Source organism: Streptomyces yangpuensis, assembly GCF_001005295.1.
Taxonomy (GTDB): domain Bacteria; phylum Actinomycetota; class Actinomycetes; order Streptomycetales; family Streptomycetaceae; genus Streptomyces; species Streptomyces yangpuensis.
The window spans coordinates 557,831-567,328 of record NZ_LBMK01000004.1 but is presented as its reverse complement, the minus strand read 5'-3'; the positions used below and the strand labels follow the sequence as shown (position 1 = coordinate 567,328).

Here is a 9,498-nt window from a genome sequence, read left to right as displayed (position 1 = left end):
TGTCTTGCGTTTCCGACTCTATCAGACTCTTTCGTGTCCGATTTCCTCGGCGCTTTCCAGGTTTTCGCTTTCGCGTTTCCCTTTTCGGCGGTTCCGACTCTATCAGAAGTTTTCCACCGGATTTCCCGGCTTCGAATTCCTGAAATGAGGAGTCGGATGTACCCCGATTGGATCTTGACGTCCATGTGGGGTGAGAGAGACTTTAAACCATCGCTGCCGAACTTGTCCAGTTCGAGGCAACCGTTCGAATCTACCTCCCCGCTCGTTCCGTGTCAACGGCGTTTGCGGGACGACGAGGAGACTAGCAGCTCAGCAGGCTTGTACGCACATCAGGCCGCGGTCGGGAGCGTTGCGGTCCGGTCGGCGGCTTCCACGTCGCCGAGTTCGCCGGCGCGGGCGGCCCTGCCTCCCAGGATGAAGACGTAGAGCAGGAAGACGGCCTCGGCGGCCACGCCGATGGTGATGCGCGCCCAGGTGGGGAGGCCCGAGGGGGTGACGAAGCCTTCGATCAGGCCGGAGACGAAGAGGACCACCGCGAGGCCGATGGCCATGCCGAGGGCGGCCCGGCCCTGTTCGGCGAGGGCCGTGCGACGGGTGCGGGGGCCGGGGTCGATGACCGTCCAGCCCAGGCGCAGGCCGGTACCCGCGGCCACGAAGACGGCCGTCAGTTCGAGCAGGCCGTGCGGGAGGATCAGGCCCAGGAAGACGTCGAGCCGGCCGGCGGATGCCATCAGGCCGAGGCCGACCCCGAGGTTGGCCATGTTCAGGAAGAGGATCCACAGCACCGGGATCCCCAGGAAGACCCCCAGGACCAGGCAGATCGCGGCCGCCTGGGCGTTGTTCGTCCAGACCTGGGCGGCGAAGGAGCCCGCGGGGTTGCTGGAGTAGTACGTCTCGTACTCGCCGCCTGGTTTCGTGAGCTCCTTCAGCTGCTCCGGGGCGGCGATGGCGCCCTGGACCTCCGGGTGCGTGGCTATCCACCAGCCGATGAGCACGCCGAGCGCCGTGGAGAGCAGGGCCGTCGGTATCCACCAGCGGCGGCTGCGGTAGACCGCGGCCGGGAAGCCCACGGTGAAGAAGAGGACGGCGTCGCGCCAGCCGGCGCGGCGGGTGCCCGTGACCGTGGCGCGGGCGCGCGCGACCAGCTGGGTGAGCCGCCCGGTGAGCATGGGGTCCGGTGCGCTGGACTGGATGAGGGAGAGATGGGTCGAGGTGCGCTGGTAGAGCGCGACGAGTTCGTCGGCCTCCTCGCCCGTCAGCTTGCGGCCGCGGCCCAGGAGCTGTTCCAGGCGGTCCCATTCCGCGCGGTGTGCCGTGACGAAGACGTCGAGATCCATCCGGTGCGCTCCCCTGCCCAGGTCCCCTGGCCGCTGCCTATTCCTAGTGTGGTCAGCTTGGCAGACTTGATGCAGTAGGGGCGGGGCAGGTCACATGAGAGGTGCTGCGGTGAGCGATCTGGTGACGGGGGACGCGGTCGTCCTGGGGCTGCGGCCGGCGAGGCTGCCGAGCCGGGCGCTGGCGATCCTGCTGGACCTGGTGGTCTACGTCACCGCGTACGGGCTCATCGGGGTCGGTCTGACCTTCGCGACCGCCTCGCTGGATCCGGCGGCGCAGGCCGCCATCGCCGTGGCGAGCTTCCTGTTGCTGCTGGTCGGCATCCCGATCGCGGTGGAGACCCTCTCCCACGGGCGCTCGCTGGGCAAGCTCGCCTGCGGGCTGCGGGTGGTGCGCGACGACGGCGGGCCGATCCGGTTCCGGCACGCGCTGGTGCGCGGGGCCCTCGGGGTGGTGGAGCTGCTGCTGACCTTCGGGACGGTGGCGGCCATCGCCTCGCTGGTGTCGGCGCGCGGGCGGCGGCTCGGGGACGTCTTCGCGGGGACCCTGGTGGTCCGGGAGCGGGTGCCGGGTGCGCGGGTGATGCCGGTGCCGGCGCCGCCGCCGTGGCTGGCCGGACGGTTCACCCAGCTGGACCTGTCGGCCGTACCGGACGGGCTGTGGCTGGCGATCCGCCAGTACCTGACGCGCATGAACCAGCTGGATCCGCAGGTGGGTGCGGCGATGGCGGCGCGGCTCGCGGACGATCTCGTGGCGCGTACGGGGGCACCGCCGCCGGCGGGAGTGCCGGCCGCGGCCTTCCTGATGGCCGTGGTCCACGAGCGTCAGTCGCGCGATGCCGCCCGGGCCTTCCACGCGGCGGCCGCCGGCGCCGCCTCGCCCGTCCCTCCGGTCGCTTCGGCCCCTGCGGTCCCGTCCGGTTTCGGGCCGGTGCCGACCACGGCGCCCGCGCAGCACGCGCAGCCCGCCCCGTACGCCCCGTACGCCCCCCATGTCGCTCCCGCGCCCGCGGCCCCGGCGGCTCCCGTGGAGGCTCCGCGCGCCGGTGGGTTCGCTCCGCCCGCCTGAGCGGGGCGGGGCGGGGCGGGGGGGTCACTGCTCCTCGAAGGCCGAGGGCGGGGTCTCCAGGTGTTCCAGTTCGATGCCGGGGGCCGAGAGGACCACGTCGCCGGCGATGTGGACCGTGTGGACCTCTCCCGTGTCCAGGGCGGTGACCCGGTACTCGTCCACCAGGAGCGGGCCGCTGTCCGTGGCGTGTTCCTGGCGGGCCACCAGGGCCCAGGCCTGGTCGACCGTACGCGGGGCCAGCACCGGGTCGGTCAGGGCGAGCAGACGGACGCGGGTCGCGGGCGCGCCGGGGGTGAGGCGCAGCAGGCGCGTCGTGGCGATCAGGAAGGCCGGGGAGGTGCCGGTGAAGCCGGGGGCGGCGATGTTGCCCTCGGTGGCCTCGGTGCCGGTGGGGTCGGTGCGGACCCAGGTGACGCCGTCGAGGGCGGCTCCGCGGACCTGCCAGCTCGCGGCGTTCACCTCCAGGCGGATGGGGCGGCCGAGTTCGTCGATCGCCAGGTCGACGGAGCCGCGGTGGTCGCCGTCCGGGGTGGTCAGCTGGGAGACGTAGCGCCAGCCGGAGGGGCCGGGGGCGCAGTGGAAGTGCTCCTCGGCGAGGGGGGCGTGGTCGTGCGGGTCGTGGAGCGAGTATCGGCCGCGGGGCATGGTGCGCACACTTCTTCGGATCGGGGGATACGGGGCAGGCCCCCGGCACGGGTGCCGGGGGCCTGCTTCAGGTCCGTCCGCGGTTGATCAGCCGGTGATCAGTAGCGGTAGTGGTCCGGCTTGTACGGGCCCTCGACCTTGACGCCGATGTAGGCGGCCTGCTCCGGGCGGAGGGTGGTGAGCTTGACGCCGAGGGCGTCGAGGTGCAGGCGGGCGACCTTCTCGTCGAGGTGCTTGGGCAGCACGTAGACGTCGGTCGGGTACTCCTCCGGCTTGGTGAAGAGCTCGATCTGGGCGAGGGTCTGGTCCGCGAAGGAGTTCGACATGACGAAGGACGGGTGACCGGTCGCGTTGCCGAGGTTGAGCAGGCGGCCCTCGGACAGCACGATCAGGACCTTGCCGTCGGGGAAGGTCCAGGTGTGGACCTGCGGCTTGACCTCGTCCTTGACGATGCCCTCGACCTTGGCCAGGCCGGCCATGTCGATCTCGTTGTCGAAGTGGCCGATGTTGCCCACGATGGCCTGGTGCTTCATCTTGGCCATGTCGGCGGCCATGATGATGTCCTTGTTGCCGGTCGTGGTGATGAAGATGTCGGCGGTCTCGACGACGTCGTCCAGCGTGGCGACCTGGTAGCCGTCCATCGCCGCCTGCAGGGCGCAGATGGGGTCGATCTCGGTGACGATGACGCGCGCGCCCTGGCCGCGGAGCGACTCGGCGCAGCCCTTGCCGACGTCGCCGTAGCCGAAGACGACCGCGACCTTGCCGCCGATGAGGACGTCGGTGGCGCGGTTGATGCCGTCGATGAGGGAGTGGCGGCAGCCGTACTTGTTGTCGAACTTCGACTTGGTGACGGCGTCGTTCACGTTGATCGCCGGGAACAGCAGGGTGCCCTCGGACATCATTTCGTAGAGACGGTGGACACCGGTGGTGGTCTCCTCCGTCACGCCGCGGATCTCGGACGCGAGCTGGGTCCACTTCTGCGGGTTCTCGCCGAGGGTGCGATTGAGCAGCGTGAGGATGTGGGCGTACTCCTCGGAGTCCGCGGTGGACGGGTCCGGGGCCTCGCCGGCCTTCTCGAACTCGACGCCCTTGTGGACGAGGAGGGTGGCGTCACCACCGTCGTCGAGGATCATGTTCGGGCCGCCGGTGGGGGTGTTCGGCCAGGTCAGCGCCTGCTCGGTGCACCACCAGTACTCTTCCAGCGTCTCGCCCTTCCAGGCGAAGACGGGGACGCCCTGCGGGTTCTCCGGGGTGCCGTTCGGGCCCACCGCGATGGCGGCGGCAGCGTGGTCCTGGGTGGAGAAGATGTTGCAGGAGGCCCAGCGGACGTCGGCGCCGAGGGCGACGAGGGTCTCGATGAGCACGGCCGTCTGCACGGTCATGTGCAGGGAGCCGGTGATGCGGGCGCCGGCGAGGGGCTGGGCCTCCGCGTATTCGCGGCGGATCGACATCAGGCCCGGCATCTCGTGCTCGGCGAGGGTGATCTCCTTGCGGCCGAAGGCGGCCAGGGAGAGGTCTGCGACCTTGAAGTCCATGGGTGCTGCTCCTCATGGTTCGAGAGGTGGGTACGGCTGGTCCGTGCGCCGTCCTGGGGACGGGACACCGAGCACAGTCCGTCGGGGGTCCTCTCTCCCCTCGGCCGGTCGCAGGGACCGCCCGACCCGCCATCAGCAGCGACGCCTGACACTGCCCACGAATCTACACCGATCGGCGGCGGCGGCCCCAGTCGAAGGGAGAACTGGGCGGGCCCGGATGCCGGGGCCCGTCCGGCCGCGCGCCCCCGCTCGCTGCGCCTTTTCGGCCAGACCGTAATCTTCCAGCCGTTCGTACTGGTGGGAGGGTGGGGAATTCATGGCACGCAGGCCTGGACGACGTCGGGGGATCTGGGCGATAGCCCTGTCGGTGCTCGGCGTCACGCTGATCGCCGGTCCGCTGGCGTACATGTTCGCCCGGTTCGTCCCGGTGAAGACCTTCGGCGAGAACATGCTGCCCTCGATCCCCGTCGAGAGCGTGCTCGTGATGGAGAAGGACCGCGGTGAGGTCCGGCACGGCGACGTGGTCACCTACGACCCGGCCGAGTGGGGGTACGACGGCCCGTTCGTCGGACGGGTCGTGGCGCTGGGCGGCGACCACATCGCCTACGCGACGGGCGACCGGACGCTGACCCTCAACGGGAAGCCGCTCGACGAGCCGTACGTGCGCGACGGCGATGCCGGGGCCGGCGGGGTGAGCTTCGCCGTCTCGGTGCCGCACGGCCGGGTGTTCGTGCTGGGCGACAACCGCGGCAACTCCGAGGACTCGCGGTTCCACCCGGAACACCACCAGGGGACCCTGCCGCTGGCCGCGGTGACCGGGGTCGATTCCGGAATGCACGAGGAGTCCCCGCTGATGGTGGTCCTCGGCCTGCTCATGTCCGCCGGGGCCTGCCTCCTGCCCCTGTCGCTCGGGCTGGGGATCGCCTCGCTCGTGGCGCGGCGGCGCAGGCCGGTCGAGGTGCACGGGCCCGTCTGGGGCGCCACACGGGTGGACGCTCCGTAGTCACCGGTCCCCGCGCGTACGCCGAAGGCCCCCGCTGCTCGCGGGGGCCTTCGGCGTGTACGTGTGTGCGCTACGCGGCGTGCGGGACTACTTGGCGGCCTCGGGGCGGTAGATGTCCGGCTCCAGGTAGATCACGCGGGCGATCGGAACAGCCTCGCGGATGCGGGCCTCGGCGGCGTTGATCGCGTCGGCCACCTGGGTCGCGGTGTCGTTGCCCTCGACAGCGATCTTCGCGGCGACCAGCAGCTCCTCGGGGCCGAGGTGCAGGGTGCGCATGTGGATGACGCGGGTGACGACGGTCCCGTCGACGGCCGCGGCCTTGATCTTCTCGACCTCTTCGACGCCGGCGGCCTCACCGAGCAGCAGGGACTTGGTCTCCGCGGCCAGGACGATCGCGATGGCGATGAGCAGGACGCCGATGCACAGGGTGCCGATGCCGTCCCAGACGCCGTTGCCGGTCAGCAGGGCGAGGCCGACACCGCCGAGCGCCAGGACCAGGCCGACGAGCGCGCCGAGGTCCTCCAGCAGCACCACGGGCAGTTCGGGGGCCTTGGCCCGCTTCACGAACTGGGTCCACGACAGCGTGCCGCGGATCTCGTTCGACTCCTTGATCGCGGTGCGGAAGGAGAAGGACTCGGCGATGATCGCGAAGACCAGGACGCCGACGGGCCAGTACCAGGCCTCGATCGGGTGCGGGTCGTGGATCTTCTCGTAGCCCTCGTAGATGGCGAACATGCCACCGACGGTGAAGAGCACGATGGAGACGAGGAAGGCGTAGATGTAACGCTCGCGCCCGTACCCGAAGGGGTGCTGCGGGGTCGCCTCCCGCTGGGCCTTCTTGCCTCCGAGGAGGAGCAGGCCCTGGTTCCCGGAGTCGGCCACCGAGTGGACGCTTTCCGCGAGCATCGACGAGGAGCCGCTGAAGAGGAACGCCACGAATTTGGCTACAGCGATGGCGAGGTTGGCGGCGAGTGCCGCCACGATCGCCTTGGTACCGCCCGACGCGCTCATGGGTGCAGGGTGTCCTTCCTGGGCCAGTGACTACGGCCGCACATTGTTGCAGCCCCTGGGCCGGAGGCCGCGTCAGACCACCACGGTGGCCCGGAAGACCGTACCGCTTCCTGATAGTTCGACCTTTTCGCCCGCGGGTACGAAGGCCGATCCGCCGGGCGTGAGCGCCAGTTCGCCGGCCTGCGCGGAGCCTGCCGTGCAGAGCAGGATCTGCGGGGCGCCGTCCGGGAGGACGTGGGGGGCGCCGCCGGGCGCGAGAAGGAAACGGGAGAGCCGGAACTCGTCGATGGGGGCCTCGTAGACCTCCTCGCCGCCGTCGCCCTCGGGCCGCATGACGGCCGGGTCGCTCGGCTCGAACCGCACGATCTTCAGCAGCTCGGGGACGTCCACGTGCTTGGGGGTGAGGCCGGCGCGCAGCACGTTGTCCGAGTTGGCCAGCAGCTCGACGCCGAGGCCGTCGAAGTAGGCGTGCGGGACGCCCGCGCCGAGGAACAGCGCCTCGCCGGGCTGGAGTCGGACGTGGTTGAGCAGCATGGCCGCGAGCACGCCGGGGTCCCCCGGGTACTCGTGGGCCAGGGCCGCGTACGTGGCGTACTCGCCGCCCAGGTGTGCGGCGGCGGCAGCGGTCTCGGCAACCGTACGGGCCATCTGCTCGCGGTCTGCGGTCAGTACGGCAGTCAGCACCTCGCGGAGCGCGGCCTCCTCGGGGTGGGCGCGCAGCAGGTCGGCGTACGGCTTCAGGGAGCCCACGCCCAGCCCTTCGAAGAGGTCCGCGGACGCCTGCGGGGAGCGGAAGCCGCACAGCCCGTCGAACGTCGTGATCGCGCAGATCATCTCGGGCTTGTGGTTGGGGTCCTTGTAGTTGCGGTGGCCCGCGTCGATCGGGATCCCGCGCCGCTCCTCGTCCTCGAACCCGGCCTTCGCCTGGGCCAGGTCGGGGTGGACCTGGAGGGAGAGCGGGGCGCCGGCGGCGAGGATCTTGAAGAGGAAGGGCAGCCCGGGACCGAACTTGGCCACGGTGGCGGCGCCGAGCTCCCCCTCGGGGTCGGCGGCGATGACCTCCGCGAGCGACCTCTCGCCGGCGCCGCGGTCGACGCGGGAAGGGGCGCCCGGGTGGGCTCCCATCCACAGCTCGGCCTGGGGTTCACCGGTGGCTTCGACACCGAGGAGCGCGGGCAGGGCCGTGGTGGATCCCCAGGCGTAGGGGCGGATCGTGTTGGTGAGGCGGTCCATCGTCGTCTTCCTGGATAGATCCGGGTGCGTGCGCGAGCTTCAGCCCTGTCCCCCGGACGCCAACGCCAGGTAGGCGGTGGCGAAATCCGTGACGGCGAGCAGTTCGGCGAGCTGCTCCAGCTCGGCGCCTTCCTCCGGTTCGAGCTCGCTGATCGCCGTGTCGTGGCTGAGGGCGAGTTCGCGTGCTGCGGGGGCGGCGCTGAGACCGCCGGCCGGCCGGTCGCGGAGCAGGACGACGCGGGCGCGCAGGGCCTGGGGCTCTTCGACCCGGTCGCGGAAGAAGTCGTCGGGGTCGGCGCCGGCGGCGAAGTCACCGGCGAGCAGGACGCCGTGGGCGGGCAGTGCCTCGGGGAGCGCGGCGGCCAGGGCGGGGCGGCCGGCGAGCTCGGCGAGGGTGGCGGCGAAGCGGCGGCCGGCGGGGCCGGCGCCGGTGCCCTCGCTCCAGATGAGCGGCAGCGAGTCCGCCAGCTCGGCGGCGAGGGTCTTGGCCGGGTTGGAGTAGGTGGCGATGGCGGGCCCGCAGCGTTCGGCCGTCCGGTCGAGCCGGTCGGCGACGAGCTGGAGGGTGTCGGGGGCCGCGGTGATCAGGCCGACCTTGTCGAGGAGCAGCAGCAGCGGCGTCAGCAGGGCCCACAGGGCGCCCGGGCCCGCGGCGGCGGACTCGTCGAACTCCTGGTACGGGGCCTTCGCCATCGGTACGAGGAGCCCGTGCGCGCCGTCCACCGCCTCGCTCAGCGGTGACCGCTCGGGCGCCACGGCGACGACGGTGCAGCCGCGCCGGTAGGCCTGCTCGGCGAGCAGGGCGAGCCCGGGCTCGGTGCCGTCGGTGGTGGCCACGAGCAGCAGGTCGACCGAGCCGGCCCAGCCGGGCAGGGACCAGCGCAGCGCCCCGGCGGCGTGGGCGACCCCGGTGGGGTCGAGCCGGATCACGGGCGCGGAGGCGCCCGCGAGGGCGCCGAGCAGGTCGGCTACGCCGGTGGCGGCGGTGCCGGGCCCGGCGATCAGGACGGCGCGCGGCCGGCCGTCGGGGCGCAGGTTGGCGATGCCCGCCTCGCTCGCGTGCCGCACCGCGGTACGGACTCTGGCCCCGGCCTCGGCCGCACCGCGGAGCAGGCCCCGTCGGTCGACGCGGGCGAGATCGTCCGGTGCGTCGAGGAGCGACTCGTCGAGCATGGCGGCCTCCGGCTGTTGGGTGACGGGAACCTGTCTGCGTCTGCGCGTGGTGCGGGGTGGTGTGGTGCGGGTGGTGCGGTGCGGGTGGGGTGGGTCAGGCGGGGCGGCGGGCCTCGTCCACGAGGAGGACCGGGATGCCGTCGCGGACCGGGTAGGCCAGAGCGCAGTCCTCACCGGTGCAGAGCAGCTCGGGGGTCTCGTCGGCCGACTTGTCCTCGAGGGGCGCGTGGCAGGCGGGGCAGGCGAGGATCTGCAGGAGGCCGGCTTCGAGCGGCATGGGGTGGGTTCCCTTCGGGGATGCGGGTGGGGCGTGGTCAGCGTACCGCTGGGGCTCCGCCGGTGCGGCCTGGGGCGGGCCGGGGTGAATCCCGGCTCCGCCGGGGCGCTGGGACCGCTGGGCCCGGCTGAGGGGAACCCCGGCTTCGCCGGGTACCGGGCTCTGCCCGGACCCGCGCCTCAAACTCCCCCGGCTACCGCCGGGAGGTGCCCCCTGGC

Annotated in this window: 9 protein-coding genes; 2 read left to right on the top strand and 7 right to left on the bottom strand. The window is 71.9% G+C overall.

The features are described 5' to 3' along the window. Positions 1 to 329 precede the first annotated feature (329 nt). Positions 330 to 1,337: a stage II sporulation protein M gene (locus tag AAT21_RS23970; RefSeq protein WP_046778979.1), complete on the bottom strand. Its 1,008-nt coding sequence runs from the start codon at positions 1,335 to 1,337 to the stop codon at positions 330 to 332. A gap of 109 nt (positions 1,338 to 1,446) precedes the next feature. Between AAT21_RS23970 and AAT21_RS23965 the strand changes: the two genes are divergently transcribed. Next, on the top strand, positions 1,447 to 2,403 hold the full coding sequence (locus AAT21_RS23965; protein WP_046778978.1) for an RDD family protein: 957 nt from the start codon (positions 1,447 to 1,449) through the stop codon (positions 2,401 to 2,403). Between the two features lie 24 nt (positions 2,404 to 2,427). Here AAT21_RS23965 and AAT21_RS23960 read toward each other — a convergent pair whose 3' ends face one another. Both AAT21_RS23960 and ahcY read right to left on the bottom strand, forming a co-directional pair. Beyond that, positions 2,428 to 3,048 carry a hypothetical protein gene (locus tag AAT21_RS23960; protein WP_046778977.1) on the bottom strand — a complete coding sequence of 207 codons (621 nt, stop codon included), beginning with the start codon at positions 3,046 to 3,048 and terminating at the stop codon, positions 2,428 to 2,430. Positions 3,049 to 3,146: 98 nt separating this feature from the next. Continuing rightward, a complete protein-coding gene (ahcY, locus tag AAT21_RS23955; RefSeq protein ID WP_046778976.1) occupies positions 3,147 to 4,583 on the bottom strand; it encodes an adenosylhomocysteinase in 1,437 nt (478 codons plus the stop codon). Between the two features lie 316 nt (positions 4,584 to 4,899). Between ahcY and lepB the strand changes: the two genes are divergently transcribed. Continuing rightward, positions 4,900 to 5,586: a signal peptidase I gene (gene lepB, locus AAT21_RS23950; RefSeq protein WP_046778975.1), complete on the top strand. Its 687-nt coding sequence runs from the start codon at positions 4,900 to 4,902 to the stop codon at positions 5,584 to 5,586. 87 nt (positions 5,587 to 5,673) lie between these two features. Here lepB and AAT21_RS23945 read toward each other — a convergent pair whose 3' ends face one another. The 4 genes from AAT21_RS23945 to AAT21_RS23930 all read right to left on the bottom strand — a co-directional run bounded on the left by AAT21_RS23945 (position 5,674) and on the right by AAT21_RS23930 (position 9,280). Then, a complete protein-coding gene (locus AAT21_RS23945) occupies positions 5,674 to 6,597 on the bottom strand; it encodes a cation diffusion facilitator family transporter (protein ID WP_046778974.1) in 924 nt (307 codons plus the stop codon). Positions 6,598 to 6,669: 72 nt separating this feature from the next. Next, positions 6,670 to 7,830: a mannose-6-phosphate isomerase, class I gene (gene manA / locus AAT21_RS23940; RefSeq protein WP_046778973.1), complete on the bottom strand. Its 1,161-nt coding sequence runs from the start codon at positions 7,828 to 7,830 to the stop codon at positions 6,670 to 6,672. Between the two features lie 39 nt (positions 7,831 to 7,869). Next, positions 7,870 to 9,003 (bottom strand): SIS domain-containing protein, encoded by a 1,134-nt coding sequence (locus AAT21_RS23935; RefSeq protein ID WP_046778972.1) that lies wholly within the window; start codon positions 9,001 to 9,003, stop codon positions 7,870 to 7,872. A 94-nt stretch (positions 9,004 to 9,097) separates the two neighbouring features. Next, positions 9,098 to 9,280, bottom strand: a complete 183-nt coding sequence (locus tag AAT21_RS23930) for a Trm112 family protein (RefSeq protein ID WP_046778971.1) — start codon at positions 9,278 to 9,280, stop codon at positions 9,098 to 9,100. Positions 9,281 to 9,498 lie beyond the last annotated feature (218 nt).

Coding starts and splice junctions, on each gene's coding strand:
- AAT21_RS23960 (WP_046778977.1), bottom strand. CDS start 3,048: ATGCCCCGCGGCCGATACTCGCTCCACGACCCGCACGACCACGCCCCC.
- ahcY (WP_046778976.1), bottom strand. CDS start 4,583: ATGGACTTCAAGGTCGCAGACCTCTCCCTGGCCGCCTTCGGCCGCAAG.
- AAT21_RS23930 (WP_046778971.1), bottom strand. CDS start 9,280: ATGCCGCTCGAAGCCGGCCTCCTGCAGATCCTCGCCTGCCCCGCCTGC.
- AAT21_RS23970 (WP_046778979.1), bottom strand. CDS start 1,337: ATGGATCTCGACGTCTTCGTCACGGCACACCGCGCGGAATGGGACCGC.
- AAT21_RS23945 (WP_046778974.1), bottom strand. CDS start 6,597: ATGAGCGCGTCGGGCGGTACCAAGGCGATCGTGGCGGCACTCGCCGCC.
- lepB (WP_046778975.1), top strand. CDS start 4,900: ATGGCACGCAGGCCTGGACGACGTCGGGGGATCTGGGCGATAGCCCTG.
- AAT21_RS23935 (WP_046778972.1), bottom strand. CDS start 9,003: ATGCTCGACGAGTCGCTCCTCGACGCACCGGACGATCTCGCCCGCGTC.
- manA (WP_046778973.1), bottom strand. CDS start 7,830: ATGGACCGCCTCACCAACACGATCCGCCCCTACGCCTGGGGATCCACC.